This window comes from Paenibacillus sp. CR_12, from assembly GCF_041953985.1.
Classification (GTDB): Bacteria; Bacillota; Bacilli; order Paenibacillales; family Paenibacillaceae; genus Paenibacillus_AQ; species Paenibacillus_AQ lautus_A.
Map to the genome: position 1 here is coordinate 1,450,182 of NZ_JAVFHO010000002.1, position 25,958 is coordinate 1,476,139.

Genomic DNA, 25,958 nt, shown 5'->3' on the forward strand with positions numbered 1-25,958 from the left:
TTTAACCAGCCGTGAGATGCAGGCGATAGTTCCTCTTGAACAAACCGTCCGGCCGTTGAAATGTTTCGTAATGTTCTTCTCAAGCCTAATCAATATTCCCTGCAGCTAAAAGCTCCTCCATTTTGAACAGGGAATGCAAAGTAAGACCGGCTTCCTCCAGTTTCTGTCTTCCTGCCGGATTACGTTCAATGACGCAAATGACATGCTCGACGACCGCTCCAGCTTCTCTCAAATCGTGAACGCTTAACAAGATTTGTCCTCCTGTCGTCACCACGTCCTCAATCACACATACGCGTTTACCCTTAATGTCCGCACCTTCCGCCAATTTGCAGGTGCCGTATTCCTTTGCTTTTTTTCTTACAAATGCGGACGGAGTGCCTGACTTCAAGGATAGCGCAGTTGCAATCGGAATTCCTCCCATTTCAAGTCCTGCTAACACTTCCGTGTCTTCAGGGATAAGCCCGACCAGCTCCTCAGCTACTTGGGCCAGAATAGCGGGATCTGACTCAAACATGTATTTATCAAAATACTCATGAGACGTTTGACCCGAGCGTAAAGTAAAGGTTCCTGTTAAATGGGTTACATCATAGATTTCCTTTGCCAAATTCAACGTCATCATGATCCTCCCAGTGTGGATATAATCGTATGCTCTCCCGCCAGTTCCATCTGCTGCTCGATATAATGCGCCACGCCATCCAGCTCATTCGAGTCGATAATATGATCAGCCAGCTGCTGGATTGTCTCGTGCGCATTCCGGACCGCGATCCGCGTGCCTCCGGCCTCGAACAAGCCGACATCATTGATGTGGTCGCCGAACACCACCGTGTTCTCCAGATCAATCCCCATGTGGGCGGACCATAATTGGAGGCCGTCTCTTTTGTTTGCTTTGGCATGGCTGAATTCGAGGAAATAGTGGTTGCGAATGTAATAATCCGGCATCATATGAGCATGAATCACGTCGCCGTATAATGCCGTGACCTCTTGCCGAATCGGCTCCAATTCTTCATGTAATCCGATGTAGGTAAGAGCCAACGTCCGGTAATCCGGTGGACAGTTCAAGTTCTTCACTTCCAGGAACCGCGGATCATGGGGGCGGCCGGCATAGAACGTCATCTCTCCCTCTCTGCGCAGCGTCTCATGCAGAACACGCTCCCGCTGGTCCTTATCGAGCGAGAAATAAAAGGGTGTAATGCCGTGCTTTTTCCCAACGCAGATAATCTCATTCGAAATGTCGCGCTCCAGCCAGTATCCATCCACAACGGTTTGATTCGACCCGTCATATATCAAAGCGCCGTTATATAGAATCACGGGGTATTTCCACGGGATATCCGAAACGACGCTTTGAGCGCTAATATAGCCGCGGGCAGTCGCATACGTGACGATCAAGTCCCGCTCCAATGCATCCGTGACAACGTTCATCGTATAGGGTGATAAGGTTTGATCCGATCGCAGAAGCGTCCCGTCGAGATCCGTAATATATGCTCTTTTTTTCATAGTGAAGCAGTCCTCCTTCGCCGTCCGGTATGTGACAAAACCCAGCCTTAGAATAGCTCATGCCAAGACTGGGCCATACGTGTGAGTTAGACGTCTTCCATGATTATACAACTTCCGGGATGAAGATGGTAAAGCTTAATTGCTTATTTCGCTTCAATGTGCGTTTATTTCTGAGCCAGGGCTGTTAGCGCCGCATCGGGAAGGCTTCACCGCTCGGAATGAAGGCCCCGCCGGGCAAATGAAGCCGTTGAATCCTAGTACATCGGGTGTTGGATACATTGTTTGCAGGCATTGGGAACGAATGAACGGAGAGCAGGCATGACTTGCCCTTTCTTTGGTAACCTTACACACCGAGAATCAGGTATCCCAGTGTCATGTATAGAAAAAGAAATAATAGCAGTACGGAATGCCCTACAACGGCTGTGATACCGGTTCGTGATAGTTCACCACGAGTCATGCTAATGAGTGCCAACAGAATCCCCACGGGCGACAACAGGAGTATCGACGCATACGACAGTCCCTGTAAGGGACTGCCTGCCTCCGGCGGAAACATGAAGCTGTACAGCGTGAACAAGGTGATGCAGATAAATAGTGTCAGAGACACATGGGATAAATACCATCTCATCACGTAACCTCGGCCAGCATGCCCGACAGAATGCCGGCTCTGCGAACGACCTCAATCTTTAGAGGAATTTCCCTTATAAAACTCAGCATAGGGTTGGCACCTCCGAAAATTATTTAGTGATATGCGGCTGAAGATACCCCAAAACTTCTTGTATGTCCTGAATCTCGGCAAACGGAAAAACTCCCATGCGGTTCATTTTGGCGATGTCCCCACGATATGCGATAAACGGAATTCCGGCGCTCTCGGAGGCCTTGCCGTCCACCCAGGCATCTCCGACAGACAGCCATTCCTTCGGCGATGTATGGTGAAAATGCCTCAGCACCGCCATATATCCATCCGGTGCAGGCTTTAATAAGCCCATGGCTTCCCTGCCGATAATGAGATCGAAGTAATGAGCAATCCGGTTCTCTTCGAGTGCAGTCATCGCTGCTTCTACCGCGTTATTCGTCACGATAGCAAGATGCAGCTGTCCATATAATTCCTGGACGAGCTCCATAGCCCCATCTTCAAGTTTTGCTCCCATCATCCCTTGGATCTCATGTTCCTTGGCGATATCCCACATCATGCAGCTCAGCTCTTCCGACAGCTGCCCCGTATTCATGGCTTCAGCGATGACGGTTGAGGTGGTATGGGTGTCCATGGATAGGCCGGGGGGCAGAATGCTATGACTGCACAAAAAGGCATAGATGTCTCTTTTCATCGCTCCAATATCAATGCTGGAATGCAGCAGCGTATTATCCATGTCAAAGACAATCCCTTTTATCTTAAACTCGATATCTAATCAACTCCCGTCATGGTAACGCCATGAATGGCTGCTCCGCTAGGTAATCCTGATTTGCGTAACCCCTTCATTCCCTAATCATATACAACTTCCGTACCGGCGATAAAATCGTGCAGCGAACGCTTATCCTCGCGCAGCGCAACCATAAAGATGCTCACAATAATCCCGATTCCTAACGTTAACGCGTATACGATACCGGCCACGAGATTGCGAAGCAGCATCGTCCCGAGGCCCGGCGGCTCAAGAAAATCGAATTTGCGGATACGAATGCCGCACATGCGCTTACCGATCGTATACCCATTCCAATACACCGGCACCAGGATACCGTATAAACCGAATATCAAGTTACTGATCGGCTCATTCTCATAATTCCCCGTGATAAGTCCAGCTATGATCGTTAGCGGAAGCGACACAATAAGTCCATCCAGAATGTTGGCCCCTAGCCTGATCCAAAAGCCGGCCACTTGGTTATCGGTCATCTCGACTCCCCCTTGAATTCACTCCATACTCAAAAAAGACTTCCTGCCGACACTTCATTTGTTATTAGGCGGATCGAATTCCTTCCAGTTCTTCTTGATCTTATTCAAATCTTCCGAATTCCATTTGCCGATGCTCGGACCTAAGAAACACAAGATGCCGACAATCAGGCAGATCCAGCTTAATACCAGCGGGCCTTTGCCTACATAGGTCAACATCGAATCAAACATCTCTTTGCTCCATGACGTCAAGTTGGATCCGAATATGGCAGCTGCCAGATACCGCACAGCATACAAGAATACCGAAATGCAGATAAATATCATACCCATCGCTTTATGGTTCATAGAACGCCTCTTTCCACACAACATTTTCCAAATCCCTGATATCATTGTAAGCTTCGGTTCCCGATCGAACAATAGTTTTTCCACTTTTCCCCATTCCGTTGTCATCATACCAAGGAGTAAATAACCTTTACACGCAACAACATTCGCCACATAAAAGAAAGGAATGACTTCCTACGTTGTAGTGAAGCCATTCCATTCTGTTTGTTATACACTATTGTGCCGTTGGCCGGATTATGCAGCTATCCGCTCCTCCATTTCCTGACGACCCCCAGCAATTCACGAATATTTGTCCAAGACAAAATCCTCGATCATTTCAATATTTCTCCGATCCATAGCGTACTGTCTGATGTGTTTCTTAATATTCGGATACAAAATAATGTCGTCCAGCTGCTCGAGCGGTATCCATTTCACATCGGTTTGATTCGGATCTGGCACGGCCGGAAGCTTCGGAAATGACCCTTCAAGCGGATAACATTCGAACACGATGTATAACGTATGGATGCCCGATATGTTATCTCTGGACTGTTTATGCGGAGCATACTCGTACACGAATGCGACAGGCCCCACCTGCGCCTCCAGCGTGGTTTCCTCACGCAATTCCCTCAAGGCTCCCTCCACGATCGACTCCCCCGGCTCGGCCCCGCCCCCTGGCAAATTATAATGCAATCCGTTCTCATCTACATACTCGACTAATAACACAGACTCATCCCTCAGAACCAAGGCTGTCGGTCTCACCCGAATGTGATACGTCATCATAACCACCTCTCCCGGCTTACAAAAAACGGCCGAACGTACTTGATCTGTCTATCATACAATCAACGCGGCCGATATGGAAATATGATGCATCCTTTCCTCAGTATATCGCTAGTCAGTATATCCCGTGTTTGTTCTGCTATCATTCACTTCGATCGCTATCCTCCAGTCTCACGTTTTCTCCCGTTACGCGGGAAACATTCGCCGCCTCCAGAAAACGAACGATCTCCAGCGTTTCGGATAAGGGAACATCGGAAACCCCCGTCGTGAACATCTTCATGATCTGATCCAGCAGACTGGCATAATAGGGCTTGGGGTGCTCCATGATGTCCACGAAGCTGCTGGCCTCCGCGCGATGAACGGTCAACCCGAAGCGATCGTTGCCTGCCCGATTGCCCCGTATCGTTCCGATCCTCCCGTCATTCCAAACCGCCGTTAACACCTCGTGCAGCTCCGTTGCGGCTACATGGACGCTTACGCATCCGGGTCCGAGAACACGGTACAGCATTTCAGCCGCATGAATGCCGTACCAGAAAAATCCCGGCTGCGTACGTTGAAGGGGAAGCGGTCCTGCGCAATCCACGCCAATGATATTATCCGCCCCGCCCCGAGCCAATTCATCCTGTAATCCTTGCGCATACCGGAGAGACGAGCAACTCATAACGGTCACCTGATATTGCTCCGCCAATTCGGCAATTTCCCTTGCGTCCTTACTGCTCACCGCAAACGGCTTATCAATAAATACCTGTTTGCAATAAGGAGCAATCGCGCGAAATAAAGACAGATGCGACCTTCCGTCCACCGCTTCCAGCATGACGGCATCGACCTGTTTGGCCACGTCTTCCGGACTCTCCAATATCTCCGTTCCCCATGCCGCGAGTTCCTTTGTATATCCCTCCACTCGGTTTATGCTCAGCTCAAAGTCCGGCGACCCTCCGGGAAAAGCCGCCGTCACCCGTGCACCAGGAACGTGATATGGATGCGCCTTGTCATGGAGCATTTTCGCGAAAATGGAAGCATGGGATGTATCCAAACCAATCATACCGATCTTCATAGTCATAAGTTCATTCTCCTTTACCTTCAGCATTTTAGATGATCACGCTGATTTCCACTCACTACATTACTGAGGATATCCAGCTGCCGGACATAGGCTTTTCTTTCAACCATCATATCATCCTGTTCGACTAAAGGACGTGACTTTAAATCGTCTTTTAACCTGCACCTGGATCCAATACAAAAAGACCGCCTCCATCTGTCAACCAGATGAGGGGCAGCCTTTCGCATGGGCTTAAAAATGTGTTATGCATTTGCATAATGCTCACTTTCAATATTCTATGGCTGCATCCTCCACTTGATCACAAAGAAGCGGTTGGCCATAGCCACGATAGCGAACACGATGGCAAAGGTTATTAAACCAGAGTCGATCAGGCAAGCAACCGCGGTCGCAAAAATGAGGAATTCAATTAGCAGCACGACGGCAAGCGGCAGCTTGACCCTTGCCTTCGGCGATATGGTCATGCCCCAAATGACGGCTGCCAGCAGAGGCAGTCCAATCCCGAGAGCTACCTGTGCCGCGAGCCCGGAACCATAATGGAAGCCCCAGTAACCTATCGAAAATAACAGAATCAATTCCAACATAAATCGGAGGGCGAGATTCAGTACTTTGAACATGGAGGGACACCTTCCGTTTCAGTCATGCGCTTATTTTTACCGCAGGCATCAAAGCTCGATTTGCTCCAAATGATGGATCAGGTGATCAACATAATCGTTAAACAACCACTCCAGCGTGACCTCCGTTTTATCGGGCAGCACGCATTTCTTCTGGAAGTCGGATGAATCGGCTCTTTGCATGACCCGCAGAATCATCCGGTTAACCTGCTGCCACAGTGCCAGGACATCCGATTGATCATATCGATTCTGGTAATCGTTCACCCGGACCCAATCGTTCTGCGCGTAACCTTGAATCGCGATAGGGTAATCCGACACCAATATTTTTACAAACCGGATATGGTTATTGACCGCCGAATCGCACAGATGGCCCAGGATCTCCTTCTTGGACCATTTATCAGGCGTAAGCTTAAGATTGAATTCCACCTCGTCGATTGCCGTTACAATCTCCGTTACTTCAGAGATCAAAGATTCCAGCTTCATAATGGATTCCATGCGTTATTCCTCCTTCTCGTTCATGATTCTATTCGTGTAATCGGCAGGCCCATGAAATCACTGTAATGTTTAGCCGCCTCCCGAAACGCCTCTTTTCGATCGCCAAGCGGCGAGAACGGGCTTAACGTGATTTCGATGCCGCTGCGCTTGATCTCCCGCTTCCAGATACCGACCACTTCTCCCCCTGCGACCATGATGGGTTGGAAAACCCCGTTGCGAAAGGGAGCGATTTTGGCATCATGCTCTGACTCAATAATTGCGCTGCGATCCTTGTACCCCAAGTAATATTCATCAAAACCCGGAAGCAGAACCGCCGAATCCGTGTCAGCGGACGCGGATGGCCCAGTAACAGAGCTCCAGTATTCCGTGCCGTTGACAAAATCTAAACGAAGATTGGATCGGATGGCCTCAAAGCCTCGTTTAGCTTCTGTCAGCGTTAATCCGACCCACCATGCAAAATCCTGGACCGTTGCAGGCCCATGACCTGTAAAATAGCGGAGCGCAAGCTCCGCCAGCGATTCTTCGAGCGATAGCTCCCTTGAATTCGGGACCCACTCGTCGAGCAGCACGAAGCTTTGCTGTTTGCCTTCATGCGGGCCGAAACAGATCATGCCGGTCCGCCCCAAATATCCGAGAATGTAATAGCCGCGGCCATTCTTGGTGCTGATCCCCGCTTCCTCCAGCAGCTCCATCAGTTTGGGACGGGATACGGGTGAACAGCCCCTCAGCGCGTTGCCTATGATCGTACGGCATTGATGGAGCGTACCTTCGTCAAGCTCAAGTTCGGCCTGCTTCTTCTTATCATTCGTGTGCAACCGCGATGCCGTCAGCCTCAGCATCCACTTGGCATCCTCCGCAGGCACGAAGAAAATCGTTCCACGCATCGGCCAAGTCAGCACGATTTTGCGATCGATCACGGCCTGCTCCACATCGGATATCTTGGCGGACTGCGTACGGAGACCGATTCCCCATACCGCTTGGTGGTAATCCTGTGCCTGAACAGCGCCTAATTCTCTTACTGCTTCTACCGGGCTCACATGCTTCATCCCTGTTATGCGCTGATTGTAGAGCCGTTGATTCGCTATGGTGTGACTTAGCACATCTATCCACTCTCCCAGGCCATGAATATTGTCGGACGCAAAGCTTCTATTTCAAGTCCGGAATGGACATCCATGCCCGATCATTCTGCCAGCTCACCTCGACCGGCGTCTCAAAGAACGAGGTCAAATTGTCGCTGGTCAGCATGTCCCGGGAACGTCCCTTTCCGAAGACGGTGCCTCGGCGGATGAGCAAGGAGTGCGAGAAAATCGGCAGAATTTCTTCGATATGATGCGTAACGAACAGCAGGGTCGGCGCATCGGGCTTTGAAGCCAGTGCCGTAATGCTGGACAGCAGCGCTTCCCTCGACAGAAAATCCAGTCCGTTGCAGGCCTCGTCCAGTATCAACAGCCTTGGCGAAGCCATGAGGGCCCGGGCGATCAGCAGCTTCTGCTTCTCCCCTTGCGAACAAGTTTCATATGTACGCCCCAGCAGATGAATACAATTAAAATCCTTCATCAGCTGCTCGGCCCGTTCCCGGTCTGCTTCATCCACCTTCTGATACAGTCCGATCGAGGCGTGTTTGCCGCTAATCACGACGTCCAGCGTGGATTCGCTCGGGCGGATTCTTTCCTGCAGCGAGGAGCTGACCCAGCCTATCGATTTACGCAGTTCTCTTAAATCCACCCTGCCAAAACGATGCCCGAGCACCGAAACCGTGCCGCTGGTCGGCCAGATGTAACCGTTAATCATATTCAAAATGGTTGTCTTCCCGGAGCCGTTCAGTCCGAGCACCGCCCAATGCTCCCCTTGCTGCACGGTCCAATCCACTCCTGTAAGAACGGTCTTTTGCTCCCGTCTCCAGATTACGTCATTCAGTTCAATCATCGTGCTCATTGCCGCTCCCTCTCCTTCTTCAATCTGCTGCGCCATTTCGTTTCTCTTTTCAAGGATTATACCAGCAATTACATATTCCTCAATAGGGAGATGAAACCCCGCCTTGTGATCCGCCTACGACTTGGAATCATGCGAAGTATGCCAGGCAGGACATTTCATGCTAAACGAGGATTTTAGTTTCATAAATTAAATATTGACAAATAATTATTTTTATGTTATAATAAAATATTTTTCTGTTTACAAAGGTTTGTTGATTTGATAATCTACTTCTGCTCGTTCTTCTCTGGACATTGAATTTGGGAGAAGACATTCCAATATAGTGGAGGTATGTAAACATGCTACTAATCGATCAAGGCATTGCCATGCTGGAAATTTCCGCAGCCATGATGGGACGTACCGAAACGATCCACCCGACATTCCTCTGGGATCATCAGAATCGGGTGCTTATCGATACTGGCTACCCCGGTCAGCTCCCGCTGATTCAGGAGCAGATATCGGACTGCGGCTTTTCCGTTCAGGATGTAAGCAAAATTATTATAACACACCAGGATTTGGATCATATCGGCAGTTTGCCAGCTATTATCCAGCACTGCAAACAAGCCCCGGAAGTGTTCGCCAGCGAAATCGAAAAGCCTTATATCGAAGGAGATACAAGGCTTGTCAAATTATCGCCCGAGGCTATCGCGCAAGCGCTGGCTTCGTTGCCGGATAACGTGCCGCCGGAGTGGAGGAACGCGTTTAAACACACGCTGGAGAACCCGCCCTCAGCACCCGTGAACCGCATGTTGCGCGACGGCGAAGAGCTGCCGTTTGGCGGCGGTATCATCGCGATCCATACGCCGGGCCATACCCCCGGCCACACCAGTTTATATCATATACCAAGCAAAACCCTGATTGCAGCGGATGCGCTGAACGTCAGAGAGGGGCAACTGATCGGGCCGGATCCGGCAACTACTTTTGATTTGGCGTTCGCCCGGCTCTCCTTGCAGAAGCTCACTCACTATGATATCCGCAACGTGATCTGTTACCACGGCGGATTATTTACGGACAATCCCAACCAGCGCATTCGTGAATTGGCTTATCCTTAAGCGATTGCCGGTCCACTGTCGATCAAGAAGACTTCACTTCGTTCTTCTGCCGTTAATCCAGCTAATCTCAAGGTACCACGTATACGTGCCGCCGGCCGGCACTTCGGCCGCTGCCTGACGATGCATGGCATACGAGAGATCATCGAGCAGCCCCGTCGCAGGCTCAAGCGCAAGATGATACTGTCCCTGATAGCCGCCATAGTTCGCCCATATCGCTAGATAAGGCACCTGCTCTTTAGGAAACATCATACGTAGTCCTTCACCTGCAACCGGATCGTAAATGGAGGCTGTCCCCTCCGGCAGCTCACCAGCAAAATAAAACTTCTCCGCCGATGCTTCAAGCCTGCTGGCGGTACGATTCAAGCGGACATGGGGGTGTTCCTCCCATGGCTGCGGCCATTTCCGAATATCGCCGGATTCTCCCAATCGACCGTTCGCCGAGTACGATACGATGATCTCCCTCAGCTCGTGTGGAACGATAATCTCTGCACCTTCATCGATTTGAAACAACGGATGCGCAGCCCATAGGAAAGAGAATGGGAACGGACTCGCATTATGAACGGCATAATCGATCCGTAAGGTATCTTCACGGGGGAAGGAGTAGGTTTTGCGCAGCCGATAAGGAATTCGGATTCCCTGCACGCTGCAGTGAAGCTGTTCTTCCTCGCTGTGCGCCTTCCATGGAATGGACCATACCTCGCCATGATCCGGAAGCTCCGTTCCTTCCCATGGATGCGCGGGATACCGGCAGACATTGATCGTTGGAAACATTTCGTCCCAGCCGCTGCCGTCCCGCTTTCCGAAGGAGCTTGCATACCCGTTCTTTTCCAGAACTCCAGCAGGCTGCACCAGCCATTCCCGGCCTGTCATTCGATTGCGAAGCGAGATGACCCTGCTTCCGAGTTCAGGTACCACGACCATCTCCATCACCTCCGTGCGCCCTGTCCAAACCTCATATCCATCCAGCATCCCTTTGCTCCAGATCATCATCGTCATCCCCTCCGTTTAGTCAACGCATCACCCGGAATGTACAAATTCTCAAGGACCGTTCGTAACGGCCCTTGAGAATGAAGTGTAAATCTCTTACACCAACGTCTTGCAAAGCGCCAAATGCAGCGCAGCTCCTTGATGGTGAGACTCCAGCTGCAGCACCTCGCGGAACAGGGTTTCCGCGGACTGCCGGTCACCAAGTCCAAGATGACCGAGCCCCATCATATAGCGGCAATGAATTTCGTTCCTTCGGTCCAGATCTTCATCAAACACCAGGAAGTCCGGCAGCGATACGGCAAAGTAATCAATGCTCTGAGGCTCGAATATATGCTTCTCCCCGTAATCGATCAGCTTGTTAAACCGGCTGCGGGCTTCATTCTCCCGGCCCAGCCTATGCAGCGCGGCCCCTTGATAAAAAATCATGTGCGGCGGCTGATCGTTGTAATACATCGCGCTGGTCGGCTCATCCAGCCCCTCCGAAGCTTTCAGGAAGCACGCCTCCGCCTCTTCGGACAAGCTCAGCCCCTCGTATGCGCAGCCCAAGTAATAATCGATGTTATTCTCCTGCGCTCCCGTCAGCTTCCCTTCATTGATGTTGAGCGGATATTGCTTGGCAGCAAGCAGCTGCTCTACGGCTTCCTCATAGCGGCGATCCTGAAGCAGCTGCTTCGCTAGCTCCACGCGGGCCAATACATACTGGGCCGGCACCTTGCCCTCGCCGCCTTCCCAAGGGTGAAAGTTGCGTTTTAGAATCAATCCGAGCGCCTCCTCATAACGATTCAGCGTATTGTGCAGCGTCAAATATTCCAGATATACATCATCCCGCTGCTCGACCAGCTCCAAGTGCTCCTCCATCGCTTTCAAGCGATCAGCCGGAGCATGACCGAGCTTTTTATACAATTGGTCCAGTTCGTAGAAGACCCTGGCATCCGCCGGATTCAGCGAGAAGGCGGTTTGCAGGGATGACAATGCTTTATCGTGGTCCTGCCTCTTGTTATAGTAAGCGAGCGCCAGATTCCGATGCGGCGTAGCGAAGCTGCCATCCAAAGCAACCGAAGCTTCCCAGCTGCTTATGGCCTCCTCGCAGCGCTTCTTGTCGTACAGCAGATTCCCTAAGTAGTACAACGCCTTCGCATCCTGCGGCTGTACGCTGAGCGCCTGCTTTAACGTCACGTAGTCATACAGGGAATTCGGGAAGCAGTACGAGGGATCGGCCTCCGAAGCCAATCGGTAGCAAGCGGATGCCTCTTCCGTCCGGTTCATCTTCATGAGTGCACTGCCTTGGTAGTAATAAACCATCGGATAGACGGCAGATGCCGTAAGGCGTTCGATGCGCTGCAGCACATCCAAAGCGTCGCCATATTGGCCTGCATCCGCATAGTCCTGAGCTATGGCAATATAATGGTGCGGATTATCGCGCAGGCGCTGGACAAGCGATTCGTAGACATGCCGGCTCTTGTCCTCTTGCTTCAGTTCTTGATATACGGCTGCCTGCTCGTTCATCGCGCCCGCATCCATGGGATCCAGCTTGAGCGTTTCCTCAAGCCATGATGCCGCATCGGCCAAGCGTCCCAGCTTTCTTAAGACGATACCCTTGAGATGCCGCGCCTTATAATTACGGTACTGGGCAGCCAGGGATCGTTCGATCAGCTCGAACGCTTCCTCATATTCCCCCTTCCCGCAGGCAATCTGGGCCAAAGCCAGATATCCCGCCCCTTGCCATGCCCCCGACCAGACCGATTTGTACAGATAAGCGTACGCTTCATCCAAACGGTCCTGCCACTTCAAGGCTTTGCCCAAATGATAGAACGGTTCGCTGTCATAGGGCCGGGCGTTATGTCGGGTCAAGGTTTCGATCGCTTTTCTAAAATAAACCTCACTCTGCGTAAAGCACCCTCTGCGCAGCAGGAGCAAACCATAGGCATTGTTCAGCCTTGCATCTCCCGCATCGCGCCTTAGACCTTCCACATAATAGGCTTCCGGTTCATAGGTTGCGTGCCGGTACTGCTCCAGATGCTGCCCAGCCAAGAACAACGCTTCGGTATTCTTCAGTTCCTCCGGCTTGCCAATCGCCGTAGCCGGGTCCGGCGTTCGCTCCAAGGTACGCGGCTTGGGCTGGTAAGCGACCAGCTCTCTGCCGTCCGCAGCGAGTACCGCGACCCGTACATCTTCCTCCCTCATACCTGAGGCGAGTTCGATCTCGGCCTGGAAGGTATCGGCCGGCGACAGCTTGACCTTTCGATCCAAGCAGATGCTTCCCGCTCCGGTCACCAGAATGCGAGCCTCTTCGATAACCGAGGTTGCATAAGCATGTACGACGGCCTTGCGGCCGTGGACTTCGAGATTCACGGCGGCGTCAATGGACGCATTCTTCACGAGGCCAATGTCTTTATAGGGCATGAAGTACTGCTTGAAGCTTTTCTCCTCATACGGCGCCAGCCAGGTGAAATCGGGCTGGTTATCGGTATACACGCCGGTCATGAGCTCGATGTACGGACCGTCTTCGTCGGTCAGGTTGCGATCCCAGGCCTGGCCGAATTCGCCGTGCCCCCACGTCCACTGTTTTTTGCCGGGAGATATATGTTTATTGGCGACATGCAGAATCCCCGCTTTCAAGCCATGGTCATATCCGCCGACGAAATCGTAATCCGAATGATAAGCCATATAGGAGGTCGGAACGGGAATGTTGCGGTACATGGAAATATCGACGCCCGCCGAATAGTCCTGCTTATAGTACGTGCCGGTTGCGATCGGGAATTTGGACACGTCCCGCTTCCCATGATCGAACACCGCATGAACGTCCGGCGGAAATACGGATTGGGTATGATCGTTGACCGCTACGGCCGGATTCGCCCACCACAGAAAGGTCTGCGGCTCCGAAGTCCGATTGTACATTTGCGCGTGAATTTCAAGATACGCCTTGCCCGGATACAGCGTGAAGCCGGTAGACACCTTCGTGCCGTACATCCGGTCGATCTCGCCGACCCATACCGTCTTGCTGCCGTCCGGGTGATCCGTTAGACTCCACTCCACCTCGCCATAGGTGTTCGGACGGTGATGCTGCGGCCAGTTGAACTCGATTCCCCCGGATATCCATGGACCCGCAAGGCCAACCAAAGCCGGCTTGATCACTTGATTGTGGTATACAAAATCATAGTTGTTGGTTTTATCGATAGCCCGGTAGATCCGGCCGCCAATCTGCGGCATGATCTGAATCTGCACGTACTCATTTTCAAGGAAAATGATCCGGTAGGGCTTTACTACTTTCTCATCGTAAATTTTATCGATGACCGGCAGCGGATAGACACGCCCCGAGCTCCCCTGATACACCCGTTTCTCCAAAAACATCGGGTTCAGGTCCGGCTTCCCCACTTCATACGTGGGAATCTCCACGGTCTCTTCCCGTACGCTCACTTGCCGTTGTTTTGTCATGAGTCGTCATCCCTCCATTAGCATCCGCGTTGGCTGCGTTATGTCTCTATCTTATAAGCCAGCCTGCCGAAGAGCCATTGACGATATCATGTTGATGATGGATTATATTCTGATTATTGGGCGCTCCATCCGGTTGACAACAATTCCGTTCCGATTCATAGTAAAGCTATGGATACCATACGAAAACCAGACGGATTCGAGTCCCAGAAAATCATTGTCCTCCCGGATCATATTATGAAAGAGGCTGCCCGTCATCCGCTTGTGGAACCACTGCACGTAACCGACATCGGGTACTTTCCGCGTGCGCTGCATCACTACCGGGAACGCCCGGAAGGCAGCGGTGCGTACATCTTAATCTACTGCGTGGAGGGGGAAGGCTGGTACCGGTTGAACGGCGGCAAAACCTATTCTCTGCTCAAGGGACAGGCGGTTGTCATCCCGCCGGATACGCCGCATGAATATGCTTCATCGGAGTTTCATCCCTGGAGCATATACTGGTGGCACATGAAGGGGACGCATGCAGGTTTATTGTTCGAGGGCTTTACCGGCGCAGCCGAACCCGCCATCGTTCCGGTCGACCAGTCAAGGAGCATCGCGGAGCTGTTTCAGGAAAGTTACGAGCTGCTGCAAAAAGGGTATACGCTGAACCATATCATCCATGTCTCGTTGCTCGCCGGCCACTTGGCGGCCATCATCCGCCTCGCCCGGCTCCAACCGCAGCGGGGGCAACACCAGCACAACAAGCATGACATGGAACAGACGCTTCGGTTCATGACCGAGCATCTGGAGGGCCATGTGAGCTTGAAGGAGCTGGCGGCCTACGCCAATCTGTCCATACCTCACTTCACCTTCCGGTTCAAGGAAGCGACGGGCTACTCCCCCATCGATTACTATCTGCGGCTCAAAATCCAGCGGGCCTGCCAGCATCTGGACCTGACCGGCGAGAGCGTCAAGGAGATCAGCCACCGTCTCGGCTTCCAGGATCCCTACTACTTCTCGCGGCTGTTCAAAAAAATCATGGGGAAATCCCCTTCCGAATACCGAGATACCCGGAAGGGGTAGGATTTCCTGGTTATTTCCTTATACTGAACCCAACCTTTCGTTCGATTGACCACACTATTTTTCGATTGGGAGGAAATCATGATTAACAAATTCATACCCTGTCTAGTCATGTTTGCCATTATTATTTGTGGATGCAGCAATAACAGCAAAGAAAAAGACGAGCCTGTGAATAAATATGTAGGGTACGTCGTTCAAAAAGAAGAGGGTAGGATTTTGGTAACCCGTTATGATGGGAAATCAGATTTGAACGACGCAATATGGATCAGAACCAAAAGAAAAATAGAGTTAGGACTACAAGTTTCGATCGAAATTGACGGAGGTATTGAAACCTCCTATCCAGCTCAAGCTTCAGCTAAAGACATAGATATCCTGACAATCGAACGTCCTAAATCTTCCAAATTCGGTCAACAAGAAGTAATCGTTATGACATTGGAGCATTTTGATCAAATTGAAGTACCTTTCATTAAGTCTATACACTACTCCGATGTAAACAACGTTTGGACTGTCGTCATTCTTGACGGCATATCGGATTCCAAAAAGGAAATGGAATTTACGATAGAGGGCTAGCATGACAACAATAGAATATGGACCCATTTCCTAAAACAGAGAATCCAATATGGGTAATACTTATACATTGTATAGTTCAACCGCAAAGAGCGTCGTATCGCGAAAGGCAATACGACGCTCTTCTATTTCATCTCATCCCTGTCTCTGAATCCGGTACGCCAAGCTGTCGAAATCCCCGCGCAGCGGCAGCTCGATCCCGATGTTCATGAGCGCCCTGCCGCTCCATGTACCGGCCACCCCCTCAATGGCATACGATTGATCGGCTTGCAGCCCGGTCAGCCGCAGTCTCGGCAGCGGCTCGCCCAGCTTCTGGCTGTGCAGGAACGCAAACAGCACGTTGTCGCTGCCGTCTTCGCTGACGTACTGCACGGCCGTTACGCCTTTATGCCGAAGTGAGTCCAGGCGATGCTGACTGCCGAACTGAACCAGATGGCGAATGGATTTATACTGCTCCACATATTCGGCCGATTCCGCAATCCGCTCATCGCTCCACTCATTCAGGTTGGAGCCGATGCCGAGCGTTCCCATCATGGCGCTGTGGAAGCGGTATTTCAGGGATACCTGTCTGCGATTCATCCCTGTCGGCGACTCCGTCACCCAGCAGGTCATCATCCGCGGAGCATACGTGTACGAGAAGCCCTCCTGAATGCTGAGGCGGTCAAAGGCATCGGTGTTATCGCTCGGCCAGGATTGGTCGGCATACCGGAAGATGCCAAGGTCGATGCGCGCTCCGCCGCCGGCGCAGGTTTCGAACGCCACATGCGGGAATTTGCGCCGCAGCTCCGCCCAAATCTCGTACAGGCTCTGAACATGGCGAATCCAGATCTCCTTCTGGCGGTGAAGCGGATGGTCCTTCATGCCGGGTTCAGTTACGGTTCGGTTCATGTCCCATTTAATGAACTTGATGTCATGCTTCTCCAGCAGGTCCGTCATAAACTGCAAAATGTAAGCCTTAACCTCCGGCTTCGAAATGTTCAGCAGCAGCTGATTGCGAAGCTCCGAGCGCTCCCGCGTCTCGAAATGGTACACCCAATCCGGGTGCTCCCGGTACAGGTCGCTGTCCGGATTGACGGCCTCCGGCTCCACCCAGATGCCGAAATCCATGCCGAGCTCATGCACCTTGTCAATCAGCTCGCCGAGACCGTTCGGGAACTTCTTCCGGTTCACGAACCAATCGCCAAGCCCGGCGCGATCATGGTTGCGCCCGCCGAACCACCCGTCGTCCACGACGAACAATTCCACGCCCAAACGCGCTGCTCTTTCGGCCAAAGCCATTTGATCCTTGGCATTGACATCGAAGTACGTTGCTTCCCAGGAGTTATACAAGACCGGTCTCGTTTCGCGGCCCGGCAGGACATCCGAATACTGATAGCGGTGCAGCCGCCGGCTCATCCCGCCAAAGCCGCCGCTGCTGTATCCCCCGACGAAGCCGGGCGTATCGAAGGCTTCTCCCGCTCCCAGCACCCACTCGCTGTCGAAATCATTGATGCCTCCGGTCACCCGAACATGATCGAAGACCGTCCGCTCGGCCGTAATCTTCCAGTTCCCGCTCCAGGCCAGCGCCCCGAACCAGACCTGCCCCGCCGACTCCGTGGCATGTCCGTCATCCATCGCAAACCACGGGTTGGCATGGCTGTCCGTAAAGCCCCTGCGGGATTCCAGCACCTTCTTTCCTTCGGTGAGGAAGGTGCTGCGCAGCTGAAATTCGCCGGACCATTTTCCCGTCACGTGCGTGAGGCGGTAATCCGCCAGATAGGGGATGACCCATGCCGCGGATTGCGCGTTCTCCAGCACGATATCCGCCTCGCCGCGGTTGACGATCCGGGCCGAACGTTCGATCAGGTCGCACCCGGGAATCGCCCGGTAGGACAGCTCCACTTCAAGCGGGTATGCTTCGTCCTTCATAACGATGATCAGCGTCTCCCTGCCTTCCGTCTGCAGCGTGCGGTGCCCTGCATAACGAACCGCCAAGTCGCGGACGCCATCCGGCATGCGGACCTTCAGGCTGGGCTCGCTGTATTTGACTCCGCCCCAGAAGCTGTATTCCTCCACCTCCGAATGGACTTCCGCGTCAAACGAGCTGTGCGATCTCGGCCGCAGCAGCGGCGCCGCGTCTTCGATCGCGATGGACTCTCCCCAGTATAGATGCTGCAGATTGCCGCTGTCGTTGATGCCGAACAGATAGGAGCTGTTATCGGTTTGTATCGCGAACACGCGAAACTGTTCTTGGTATTGAATGGTCACAGAATATCATCCTTCCGATTCGTGTTGATATCGTTTTTGCCTGTTCAAGAAAAAAAGGGGAGCCAAAAGACGAAGCATCTTTTGACTCCCTTTAGCCAGATTATTTGCCCCACAGCTCTTGACGTTTGTTGAAGTTGTCCGTATAAATCTTTTCCAGCTTGGCCAGGCCGGCCGCCTCGATCTCGGCCATCATCTGGTTATAGGATTCCACCACTTGGTCCTCGGACGGCGACAGGGCCATCTTCAGGAAATATTTATTGATGGTGTCGTTCACCTTCGTTTCCATAATGGCTTCCGGCGTTCCGCCAGCCGGACCCAGGTTGTCATACGGTGCCGTATCAAACGACGTATCGGCCAGGTTCTTGATCGCCAGATCCGTGACCGGATCGGTCTGGTAACGGCCCATCAGGTCATACGGGGTTCCGTCCTCGCCGGGACCGTTCTTGATCATCCAGGTCCACTTGCGAATGCCCGTCGTACGGGAAGCTTCGTCCCAATTCTTCTTGAAAGCGTCCAGCACTTCTTGTCTTGGCACATGCTTGCCGTCCTTCATGTCCCAATGCTCGCCCTCTACTCCCCACATCAGCAGATACTGGCCTTCCTCGCTGGCCAGGAAATCCAGCAGCTTCATCGTCCGGGCCGGATCCTTGTTGGAGCGGCTGATGGCGACGCCGTCCCAGCCCAGGGAGCTCTTCGGACCGTAAGTGGCCTCTTCCGGCTTCACGCCCGGAGCCAGCACTTTATATTGGTAGAACTGACGCTCTTCCTCCGTGGCCTTATCGGCTGCCTCGGTTTTGAGCAGCGCATTCGCATTGCCTACATTCCAGAGCGCTTCCGCCGTGGCAAACACGTTGCCGTTGCCGAGCTTCTGCTCGAACTGCTTGGTCTTCATCGTTGCCCATTCTTTATCGAGCAGGCCTTTGCGGTAAAGGGAATTCAGATATTTGACCATTTCGAGATAGCGCGGATCGCGGACGTCCTTCTTCAGCTCTCCGTTCGTTTCATAATACGGCATCATGCCGTACATGCCCTTGAAGCTGCCGGTCACCGCTCCGACATTCTCGCCGTTGAGCGTCATCGGAATGCTTTCTTTTCCATCGATGGTTGGATACTTCTCCTTGAACTTAACCAGCAGCTCCTCGAATTCCTCCGCGGTAAACGGCTCGCCGTTGTTCACCTTATCGCCGACGCCCAGCTCCTTCATGATGTCCATGCGCATCATGAATCCGAATACCGGGTACTGCTCCAAGCCGTACCAGTTGGAGAAATAATAATTGTTGCCGTCCTCGCTTCGCGTTTTGGCGAGCGTGTCACCGTACATTTTTTGGATATTCGGTCCGTGCTCTTCAATCAGGTCATTCAGCGGGATCACCGCGCCCGAGGTAATATACTTGTTCATGATATCGCTTCCACGACTCATCAAAATAACGTCCGGAAGATCGCCGCTGGCCAGCATCAGATTCAGCTTCTCAACCGGATTGCCCGTAGGCTGCTGGATCTCGACGGTCACGCCAGTTTTTTCCGTAATCACTTTAGCGACCGGATTGGTAAAGGCATCCCCCGTGTTTTGGTCAAACCAGGTTAACGTGATCGGCGCGCTGCTGTCCGCATTCGTACCGCTGTCTCCGCCCGATGCCGCCTTCTGGTTGCCGCCGCAAGCCGAAAGCGTTGTCATAACTAGGGCTGCCGCCAGCATCAATTTTAATTTCTTCATTCCCTGAACCCCTTTCTAAGGTCGTCATATTCATGTGCTCGAATATATCTATCATTGTAAAAATCGGGAGTTCATTGATCTATAACGCAATCTTACAATCCATGATGCAAAATGTCTTTCATTCAGGGTAACGCCTGCTGCGGGTCCCGTTCGTTTGCAGGATGCCTATCGGAGATTACAGGTATCCGAATGGTCACCGCGGTTCCGATGCCTAGCCGGCTGAAGATGCTGACGCCATATTCTTCCCCGTAAGTCAGTTTGATCCGGTCATTCACGTTTTTCACGCCATATCCAGACAGATTATCCGATTTGCTCAGCGCGCGATCGAGCTGTTCGGGGGTCATTCCGATGCCGTCGTCGATGACCTGGAGCAAGATGTCGTCTCCCTCCTGCCTGAGCTTCACGTTAATGTTGATTCCCGATTCGTCCCCAATGGCATGATTGATGCAGTTCTCGATGAACGGCTGCAGAATCAGCTTGATCGTTGTGTTCCCGAACAGCTGCTCATCCAGGTCGTAATGCATATGAAGCTTGTCCCGGAACCGAATCTTCTGGATCGCGACATAATTCTTCACCAGATTGATTTCCTGCTCCAGCAGAATGATGCGCTTTCCTTTATTCAGCGACACCCTGTAATACTTGGCCAAGTAATTGACCATCTGGTACACCTGCATAGCCCCTTCTTTGATCGCCAGGGAAGAGATCGAGGACAAGGTGTTGTATAGAAAATGGGGGTTGATCTGGGCCTGGAGCGTATTCAGCTCCGACTCCTTCCTTGCGATCTCCTTCACATACACGTCATGGATCAGGGATTGTATGGTTGAGGCCATCTTATTGAACGCAAAGGACACCTGGCCGATCTCGTCATGCCCCATCGGCTTAATCGACAGCCGGAAATCCCCGCGCTCCACCTTCCGGATCTGCTGCAGCAGCACCTCGATGCGCTTGGTCATGACCTTCGTCGTAAAATAAAGCAGCAGGATGGCAATGCCAATCGCCAGCACGGAGAACCAGATGACGTTCCTGGTCGCCTGATTCGCATTGGCCAGCAGCTCGTCGTAGGGCACGGTGATGACCGTGGACCAGCCGTTGCTGAGCTTTTTATACGTGAAAAAGCGCTCCTGGCCGTTAATCTTCATATCGAATGAGCCCGCATCCCGGGTCATCCGCTCCTGAATCGGAAACACGTCGAACAGCTGGTTCGATGGGAGGTTCTGATCCCCCGTGCTGATCACGCCGCCAAACTCGTCGATAATATAGACGCTTTTGTTGTCGTTCTCCATTTTGATCAGGGAGTAGAATTCGTTCGCGTTAATATCCATGGTCAATATCCCGTACGGATGCTGCAGGCTGAAATAACTTAACGAACGGGCAATGGTGATATGTGCATCATCGGCCTTGAAATTCCCGGAATGGAAGTACACCGTATTGCCGGCGGCATCCAGCACCTGCTCCTCCATCGCCCGGGGCAGCTCTTCCGTATATTTGACGTATTGACCGTCGGAATAGAGGGTATGGTTCCCCGTATAAATCGTGATGCCCAGAATGTTGGCATTCAGGGTCATCAGGGACGGCAGCGTCCGGTTGATATATTGGAAGGCATCCAGATAATAGTACGCCTGCTCATAATCGGTAGAGAGATAATTGCGGAGCTGGGCATCCATGTAGAGGATGTTCGACAGCTGATTGTAATACTCCAGCCGCTTCTCCACGTTGGTGTTAATCTGTGCCAGCGATCCGCCCAAGGCCGTATAGGTATGCTCCGTAATCGTGCTGCGGGTCGAAGAATACGAATAATAGATCAGCAGCGAGAACGGAAGGATGATCACGATCAGAAAGATGAAAAAGAACTTGTGCCGGAGCCGCCAATTGGTGTATGCGCGTAAGTGCGCGAACGGGAAAGCCCCTGCCAGCCGGCTCCACGGGCCGGACGGGCTAGATGTTTTTGCGGTATTCATTCGGCGTAACTCCTTGGCTTTTTAAGAATAAGGAAATGAAGTAGGATGTGCTCTCATAACCGACCCTTTGGGCGATGTCCTGCACTTTGAGCGAATCGTCGGCCAGCAGCTCCTTGGCTTTGTTCAGCCGGATTCTCGTTAGGTAATCATGGATCGTCATGCCGGTTTTCTCCTTAAAGATGGAACGCAGGTAGTTGGGAGACAGATACACCTGATCGGACAAGCTGTTGATCGTGATGGCCTGATGATAGGTCTGGTCGATCGTCGTGCGCACCTGATGCACCAGCCTTGCATTTTTGTCCATGAACCGGTGTTCCAACGTCCGAATCGCATGCCCGGCAAAATCCATGATGATCGCTTCGATTTCAATAATGGTTCGGCACTGATAGATGGCATGGTAAAGCTCCGCACGTTTGTGGCTCTCCGTGATCGGTTCGTGAATCCCCTCCAGCAGAGACTCCACCAGTCCGATGGCAAAGTCGCACACTTCGGTTTTTCGGATTCGCAGCATGACCAGCCGGTTGAAGTAATCCCGCAGCTTCTGCGCGGCCTGCTCGGACGCCAACTGATGAATATCCTCGAAATAGGCCGTTTCTTGGAAAGGAGGAATTTGCCGGCTCTCCAGCTGCCGCAACACGTCCTTGGCATAGATGACTCTCCCGTTGCCGACGTAAAACATCTCCTCCAGCATCTGCCGCGTCTCCCGGTATATATCCTGGATGCGGGACAGCTCCTCCGGCTCCTCGTTCACGGCTGCAGTCATCGTAAAGCCCAGCGTATTCTGCATCTGCTTCAGCAGATCCTCCCACGTAAAGCGGCTCAGATGGCTGGCGGCATCCATGAAGATGCCCAGCTCGCCTTCCCGGCAGACGACCAGATCCGCCTCGAGTTTCTTGTCCGCAAGCCACTCCTCCATAAACGTCTGCAGGCGCGCCATGCCATCCTCGAGGGACGGTCCCGGCTGTGCAGCGTGCGGAGCATCGATGCCGAGCAGCGTAAGGGTATACGTTCTCGGCTCCGTATGGCGGGACAGCTTATGGTAGCTGGCAGCGAGGTTTCGGAGTCGCTCCTCGTTCTGCTCGAATATCATCTCTCGTACAATATTGGATTTGGTCACGCGAATGGAGCGGTTCTTCATCCGCACTTCCTCGCAGCGCCGCTTGACTTTATCGATAACGCTTACAATTTCGCTCAGATCCAGCGGCTTCAATAAATAGCCGACGGCTCCCACGTTTAAGGCCGACTTCACATAATTGAATTCATCGTGTCCGGTCAGGAAGACGAACTGAATCCAGTCGAATAACTCACTCACCCGTTTCGCCATATCAAGCCCGTTCATGACGGGCATCTGGACGTCCGTCAGTACGATATCGGGCTGAATCACCTCGATCTTCTCCAGGGCATCCCTGCCGTTCAGGGCTGTTCCGGCTACATATATCCCCATCTCTTCCCAACGAATATAATCTCGGATCATCTCAAGCTCCAGCTCTTCGTCATCTACGAGAAAAATGCTATACATGCTCATACCCCCTGTGTCGGCTTTATCCCTTAATATTATAGCGATTTCGTTTTTTTAACTATGGGAATTCGCGATATAAGTCATTTTCAAGCATCTTTCGTTACATTGTCATATCGACACTCATTTTTTCCGAGTCTTATAATTTGAGTTAACTTGAGATGCGAGGTGCCCCATATGAAACCTGCTACAACCTTACAGACGCGGAGTGACTTGAACTTGAGTCCTCATCGAAAAAGCCGCTGGGCCATGCTGAAGCAGCAGAAGTATCTATTCCTGATGATGCTGCCCGGATTGATCTGGGCCATTGTGTTTGCGTATACGCCCATGGTTGGCCTATACATGTCCTTCGTCAATTACCAGCCGACGCTCGGCGGCTTCTGGTCAACCCTGTTCACGAGCGAGTTCGTCGGCCTGGAATGGTTCCGTTACTTTTTCAACAACGGCGATTTCTGGATCGTCATGCGGAATACGCTGGCTTCCACGCTGATCACGCTGCTCTTCTCCTTCCCGATGCCGATCCTGATCGCCATCGCGATTAATGAGATCAAGAACGTGAAATTCAAAAAGACGGTGCAAACCGCCTCCTATCTTCCCTATTTCATATCCTGGGTTATTGCGGCCAACATCATCGTGACCCTCCTCTCCTCGGACGGCGCGATTAACGGCATATTGAAATTCCTACACATCACCGATGAAAGCGTTTTATTCCTGCAGAACGGCAAGTATTTCTGGTGGATCGTCGCGCTCGGCAATACGTGGAAGGATATGGGCTACAGCTCGATCATGTATTTGGCGGCCATCTCGTCGATTAACCAGGAGCTCTATGAAGCGGCCAAGGTCGACGGCGCCAACCGCTTTAAGCAGATCCGGTACATCACCCTGCCCCATCTGAAGCCAACGATTGTCATTTTGCTGATTCTGGCGCTTGGCGGCATCCTGAACGCGGGCTTCGACCAGCACTTCCTGCTCGGCAATGACCTGACGCGGGATTACTCCGACGTCCTGTCCACCTATTCGTTCCGCTATGGTATTCAGAACGGCATGTTCTCCTATGCGGCAGCCGTCGGCATGTTCAGCTCCGTGGTGGCGTTCATCATCGTGGTCATCGTCAACTATACGGCGAAGAAGCTGAACGGGCAGTCCCTATTCTAAACCATAAGGAGGTACATCCATGTTAAGCAAAAAAACCGTGCCCGAGCGTATCTTCGATGCCTCTTTATACCTGTTCCTGACCGGCATCTTTCTCGTGACCTTCTATCCGTTCTGGAACATCCTGGTCATCTCCTTGAACGATGCGACCGATACGATGCGGGGCAACCTGTACTTCTGGCCGCGCGTGCCAACCATCGAGAGCTACCTGACCATCTTCCGGAATCCGGAGATCTGGAGTGCCATCAAAATCACCGTGCTGCGGACCGTCGTCGGGACGGCAGTATCCATCTTCTTCATCACGCTGCTCGCCTACCCGCTCAGCAAGCGCAATCTGCTCGGATGGAAATACTTCTCCTTCTTCTTTGTGTTCACGATGTATTTCGGAGGCGGGCTGATCCCGACGTATATGATCATCAAATCCTTGGGATTGATCGACTCCTTCTGGGTCTACATCTTCCCTGGCTTAATCGGCGTGTTCCTGATGATTCTGGTGCGCACCTTCATGGAGCAGATCCCCGGCGAGATCGAGGAATCCTCCAAAATCGACGGCGCCAACGACCTGCAGACGTTCTTCCGCATCATCATGCCGCTGTGCGTGCCGGTGCTCGCCACGATCGGCCTGTTCCTGGCCATCGGGCACTGGAACTCCTGGTATGACTCCTATGTGTATACCTACAAGCCGGAGCTCAAGACCCTGCAGGCCGTCTTGGTCAAAATCCTCAACCAGTTCCAGACCGCCGGCATGATGTCCGACGCCCAGCAGCTGGCGCAAGGCTCCAAACGGATCCCGGTCTCCAGCGAAAGCATCCGGATGGCCGTGACCATGGTCGCTACGCTGCCGATCATTATGGTGTATCCTTTTGTGCAAAGGTATTTTGTGAAGGGGATTATGATGGGGGCTATTAAGAGTTAGCATTTTGTTGGGAAATGAAGAGGGCCCTTACCCGGGAGGGGTAAGGGCTTTTTTGTGTGTAGGCGGATTACTTCACGTTAAATTGAACTGTTTAGTGCTCGCACGCATGAAACGATGCTCCTCCGGCATTCCACTAAAGCCTGGAACAATCCTTTAACTTTCTTTTGTAGGCGTATGATTAACCACTTTCCATTGACCATCCTGGTAGGCTAAGGTTATTTTTGAAGAGAGCCCACCTTCATTTGTACGATACTTACTTACCTCTATAATCACATTATTTTTATCTGACTGCTCTTGCTTTTCAATTTTCAACAGAATCCCTTTAAGCGTGCTTTTTTCAGTGTCATATAAACCTTCATCAATCAATTGTTCGTAGGTAAAATTATAAATCTTCACATTATATTTGCTTTGGAGGTATTCTTCAATGCTTTGCTTATCGGAATCCTTTAAGGGAAGTTGATCATCGAGATCCAGTGAAATGTACTCCATGTTTTCATTAAGAGCTGTATCTGTCGATATTAGTTCATCCAACGCTAAGCTGTAAGGTTCAGCCGACCCGATTTTATCACCTGAGTCAGCAACACCATTAGCACAAGCTGATGTTAGAAAAACAGCTATAACACTGAGTACAAAAAACAGCGACTTGACGTTTATGACAATCACCTCCTTGACATTCTTATCTAAACTAACGCGATCAAAATCAAAAATGTTGCAGTATAAAAGCAGCCCTGGAGGGCTGCTTTTTTA

The 25,958-nt window shown here is 51.9% G+C and carries 24 protein-coding genes; 5 read left to right on the plus strand and 19 right to left on the minus strand.

Features of this window, described 5'->3' with window-relative positions; genetic code table 11:
• Positions 1-85 precede the first annotated feature (85 nt).
• The 12 genes from pyrE to RB297_RS10450 all read right to left on the minus strand — a co-directional run bounded on the left by pyrE (position 86) and on the right by RB297_RS10450 (position 8,572).
• Complete coding sequence (gene pyrE, locus RB297_RS10395; RefSeq protein ID WP_374705869.1) at positions 86-619, minus strand: orotate phosphoribosyltransferase; 534 nt, start codon at positions 617-619, stop codon at positions 86-88.
• On the minus strand, positions 616-1,494 hold the full coding sequence (locus RB297_RS10400) for an HAD family hydrolase (RefSeq protein WP_375120375.1): 879 nt from the start codon (positions 1,492-1,494) through the stop codon (positions 616-618). The genes pyrE and RB297_RS10400 overlap by 4 nt, the downstream gene beginning before the upstream one ends.
• 343 nt (positions 1,495-1,837) lie before the next feature.
• Positions 1,838-2,119: a hypothetical protein gene (locus RB297_RS10405; protein ID WP_096776817.1), complete on the minus strand. Its 282-nt coding sequence runs from the start codon at positions 2,117-2,119 to the stop codon at positions 1,838-1,840.
• A gap of 109 nt (positions 2,120-2,228) precedes the next feature.
• A complete protein-coding gene (locus RB297_RS10410; RefSeq protein WP_375120591.1) occupies positions 2,229-2,894 on the minus strand; it encodes an HAD family hydrolase in 666 nt (221 codons plus the stop codon).
• Positions 2,895-2,974: 80 nt separating this feature from the next.
• Positions 2,975-3,379 carry an RDD family protein gene (locus tag RB297_RS10415; RefSeq protein WP_009589894.1) on the minus strand — a complete coding sequence of 135 codons (405 nt, stop codon included), beginning with the start codon at positions 3,377-3,379 and terminating at the stop codon, positions 2,975-2,977.
• A gap of 54 nt (positions 3,380-3,433) precedes the next feature.
• Complete coding sequence (locus RB297_RS10420) at positions 3,434-3,721, minus strand: hypothetical protein (protein ID WP_375120376.1); 288 nt, start codon at positions 3,719-3,721, stop codon at positions 3,434-3,436.
• Between the two features lie 276 nt (positions 3,722-3,997).
• Positions 3,998-4,474 carry an NUDIX domain-containing protein gene (locus RB297_RS10425; RefSeq protein ID WP_096776849.1) on the minus strand — a complete coding sequence of 159 codons (477 nt, stop codon included), beginning with the start codon at positions 4,472-4,474 and terminating at the stop codon, positions 3,998-4,000.
• Between the two features lie 142 nt (positions 4,475-4,616).
• Positions 4,617-5,534, minus strand: coding sequence for a Gfo/Idh/MocA family protein (locus RB297_RS10430; protein WP_375120377.1), 918 nt, complete (start codon positions 5,532-5,534; stop codon positions 4,617-4,619).
• A 272-nt stretch (positions 5,535-5,806) separates the two neighbouring features.
• Positions 5,807-6,145 (minus strand): YrdB family protein, encoded by a 339-nt coding sequence (locus RB297_RS10435; protein WP_375120378.1) that lies wholly within the window; start codon positions 6,143-6,145, stop codon positions 5,807-5,809.
• A 48-nt stretch (positions 6,146-6,193) separates the two neighbouring features.
• Complete coding sequence (locus RB297_RS10440) at positions 6,194-6,637, minus strand: DinB family protein (protein WP_015736499.1); 444 nt, start codon at positions 6,635-6,637, stop codon at positions 6,194-6,196.
• A 20-nt stretch (positions 6,638-6,657) separates the two neighbouring features.
• Positions 6,658-7,737, minus strand: coding sequence for a winged helix DNA-binding domain-containing protein (locus RB297_RS10445; RefSeq protein ID WP_375120379.1), 1,080 nt, complete (start codon positions 7,735-7,737; stop codon positions 6,658-6,660).
• 46 nt (positions 7,738-7,783) lie between these two features.
• Positions 7,784-8,572: an ABC transporter ATP-binding protein gene (locus tag RB297_RS10450; protein WP_375120592.1), complete on the minus strand. Its 789-nt coding sequence runs from the start codon at positions 8,570-8,572 to the stop codon at positions 7,784-7,786.
• Between the two features lie 335 nt (positions 8,573-8,907).
• On the opposite strand from RB297_RS10450, the gene RB297_RS10455 reads away from it, so the two are divergent.
• Positions 8,908-9,660 carry an MBL fold metallo-hydrolase gene (locus RB297_RS10455; RefSeq protein ID WP_375120380.1) on the plus strand — a complete coding sequence of 251 codons (753 nt, stop codon included), beginning with the start codon at positions 8,908-8,910 and terminating at the stop codon, positions 9,658-9,660.
• Positions 9,661-9,693: 33 nt separating this feature from the next.
• Here RB297_RS10455 and RB297_RS10460 read toward each other — a convergent pair whose 3' ends face one another.
• Both RB297_RS10460 and RB297_RS10465 read right to left on the minus strand, forming a co-directional pair.
• Entirely contained in the window at positions 9,694-10,647 is a 954-nt protein-coding gene (locus tag RB297_RS10460; RefSeq protein WP_332295536.1) for an aldose epimerase family protein, read from the minus strand.
• 96 nt (positions 10,648-10,743) lie between these two features.
• Positions 10,744-14,082: a tetratricopeptide repeat protein gene (locus tag RB297_RS10465; RefSeq protein ID WP_375120381.1), complete on the minus strand. Its 3,339-nt coding sequence runs from the start codon at positions 14,080-14,082 to the stop codon at positions 10,744-10,746.
• Between the two features lie 168 nt (positions 14,083-14,250).
• On the opposite strand from RB297_RS10465, the gene RB297_RS10470 reads away from it, so the two are divergent.
• Positions 14,251-15,144 (plus strand): AraC family transcriptional regulator, encoded by an 894-nt coding sequence (locus RB297_RS10470; protein WP_375120382.1) that lies wholly within the window; start codon positions 14,251-14,253, stop codon positions 15,142-15,144.
• A 78-nt stretch (positions 15,145-15,222) separates the two neighbouring features.
• Positions 15,223-15,711, plus strand: a complete 489-nt coding sequence (locus tag RB297_RS10475) for a DUF3221 domain-containing protein (RefSeq protein ID WP_375120383.1) — start codon at positions 15,223-15,225, stop codon at positions 15,709-15,711.
• Positions 15,712-15,843: 132 nt separating this feature from the next.
• Here RB297_RS10475 and RB297_RS10480 read toward each other — a convergent pair whose 3' ends face one another.
• The 4 genes from RB297_RS10480 to RB297_RS10495 all read right to left on the minus strand — a co-directional run bounded on the left by RB297_RS10480 (position 15,844) and on the right by RB297_RS10495 (position 23,146).
• Complete coding sequence (locus RB297_RS10480) at positions 15,844-17,955, minus strand: alpha-galactosidase (protein WP_375120384.1); 2,112 nt, start codon at positions 17,953-17,955, stop codon at positions 15,844-15,846.
• A gap of 100 nt (positions 17,956-18,055) precedes the next feature.
• The gene (locus RB297_RS10485; protein WP_375120385.1) at positions 18,056-19,669 is read right to left on the minus strand and encodes an ABC transporter substrate-binding protein; all 1,614 of its coding nucleotides are present in this window, start codon (positions 19,667-19,669) and stop codon (positions 18,056-18,058) included.
• A 122-nt stretch (positions 19,670-19,791) separates the two neighbouring features.
• On the minus strand, positions 19,792-21,627 hold the full coding sequence (locus RB297_RS10490) for a cache domain-containing sensor histidine kinase (protein ID WP_375120386.1): 1,836 nt from the start codon (positions 21,625-21,627) through the stop codon (positions 19,792-19,794).
• The gene (locus RB297_RS10495) at positions 21,605-23,146 is read right to left on the minus strand and encodes a response regulator (RefSeq protein ID WP_375120387.1); all 1,542 of its coding nucleotides are present in this window, start codon (positions 23,144-23,146) and stop codon (positions 21,605-21,607) included. The genes RB297_RS10490 and RB297_RS10495 overlap by 23 nt, the downstream gene beginning before the upstream one ends.
• Before the next feature lie 174 nt (positions 23,147-23,320).
• Between RB297_RS10495 and RB297_RS10500 the strand changes: the two genes are divergently transcribed.
• The gene (locus RB297_RS10500; RefSeq protein ID WP_076325175.1) at positions 23,321-24,298 is read left to right on the plus strand and encodes an ABC transporter permease; all 978 of its coding nucleotides are present in this window, start codon (positions 23,321-23,323) and stop codon (positions 24,296-24,298) included.
• A gap of 19 nt (positions 24,299-24,317) precedes the next feature.
• Complete coding sequence (locus RB297_RS10505) at positions 24,318-25,211, plus strand: carbohydrate ABC transporter permease (protein ID WP_213579266.1); 894 nt, start codon at positions 24,318-24,320, stop codon at positions 25,209-25,211.
• Between the two features lie 153 nt (positions 25,212-25,364).
• Here the strand turns inward: RB297_RS10505 and RB297_RS10510 are convergent, their stop codons facing one another.
• Positions 25,365-25,874, minus strand: coding sequence for a hypothetical protein (locus tag RB297_RS10510; protein WP_213579267.1), 510 nt, complete (start codon positions 25,872-25,874; stop codon positions 25,365-25,367).
• Positions 25,875-25,958 lie beyond the last annotated feature (84 nt).

What these genes read in the sequence shown, in the direction of transcription:
- RB297_RS10440 (WP_015736499.1), bottom strand. Translation starts at nt 6,637, where the DNA reads ATGGAATCCATTATGAAGCTGGAATCTTTGATCTCTGAAGTAACGGAG.
- RB297_RS10415 (WP_009589894.1), bottom strand. Translation starts at nt 3,379, where the DNA reads ATGACCGATAACCAAGTGGCCGGCTTTTGGATCAGGCTAGGGGCCAAC.
- RB297_RS10435 (WP_375120378.1), bottom strand. Translation starts at nt 6,145, where the DNA reads ATGTTCAAAGTACTGAATCTCGCCCTCCGATTTATGTTGGAATTGATT.
- RB297_RS10460 (WP_332295536.1), bottom strand. Translation starts at nt 10,647, where the DNA reads ATGATCTGGAGCAAAGGGATGCTGGATGGATATGAGGTTTGGACAGGG.
- RB297_RS10470 (WP_375120382.1), top strand. Translation starts at nt 14,251, where the DNA reads ATGGATACCATACGAAAACCAGACGGATTCGAGTCCCAGAAAATCATT.
- RB297_RS10485 (WP_375120385.1), bottom strand. Translation starts at nt 19,669, where the DNA reads ATGAAGAAATTAAAATTGATGCTGGCGGCAGCCCTAGTTATGACAACG.
- RB297_RS10490 (WP_375120386.1), bottom strand. Translation starts at nt 21,627, where the DNA reads ATGAATACCGCAAAAACATCTAGCCCGTCCGGCCCGTGGAGCCGGCTG.
- RB297_RS10430 (WP_375120377.1), bottom strand. Translation starts at nt 5,534, where the DNA reads ATGACTATGAAGATCGGTATGATTGGTTTGGATACATCCCATGCTTCC.
- RB297_RS10475 (WP_375120383.1), top strand. Translation starts at nt 15,223, where the DNA reads ATGATTAACAAATTCATACCCTGTCTAGTCATGTTTGCCATTATTATT.
- RB297_RS10455 (WP_375120380.1), top strand. Translation starts at nt 8,908, where the DNA reads ATGCTACTAATCGATCAAGGCATTGCCATGCTGGAAATTTCCGCAGCC.
- RB297_RS10465 (WP_375120381.1), bottom strand. Translation starts at nt 14,082, where the DNA reads ATGACAAAACAACGGCAAGTGAGCGTACGGGAAGAGACCGTGGAGATT.
- RB297_RS10400 (WP_375120375.1), bottom strand. Translation starts at nt 1,494, where the DNA reads ATGAAAAAAAGAGCATATATTACGGATCTCGACGGGACGCTTCTGCGA.
- RB297_RS10420 (WP_375120376.1), bottom strand. Translation starts at nt 3,721, where the DNA reads ATGAACCATAAAGCGATGGGTATGATATTTATCTGCATTTCGGTATTC.
- RB297_RS10505 (WP_213579266.1), top strand. Translation starts at nt 24,318, where the DNA reads ATGTTAAGCAAAAAAACCGTGCCCGAGCGTATCTTCGATGCCTCTTTA.
- RB297_RS10450 (WP_375120592.1), bottom strand. Translation starts at nt 8,572, where the DNA reads ATGAGCACGATGATTGAACTGAATGACGTAATCTGGAGACGGGAGCAA.
- RB297_RS10425 (WP_096776849.1), bottom strand. Translation starts at nt 4,474, where the DNA reads ATGACGTATCACATTCGGGTGAGACCGACAGCCTTGGTTCTGAGGGAT.
- RB297_RS10495 (WP_375120387.1), bottom strand. Translation starts at nt 23,146, where the DNA reads ATGTATAGCATTTTTCTCGTAGATGACGAAGAGCTGGAGCTTGAGATG.
- RB297_RS10500 (WP_076325175.1), top strand. Translation starts at nt 23,321, where the DNA reads ATGAAACCTGCTACAACCTTACAGACGCGGAGTGACTTGAACTTGAGT.
- pyrE (WP_374705869.1), bottom strand. Translation starts at nt 619, where the DNA reads ATGATGACGTTGAATTTGGCAAAGGAAATCTATGATGTAACCCATTTA.
- RB297_RS10405 (WP_096776817.1), bottom strand. Translation starts at nt 2,119, where the DNA reads ATGAGATGGTATTTATCCCATGTGTCTCTGACACTATTTATCTGCATC.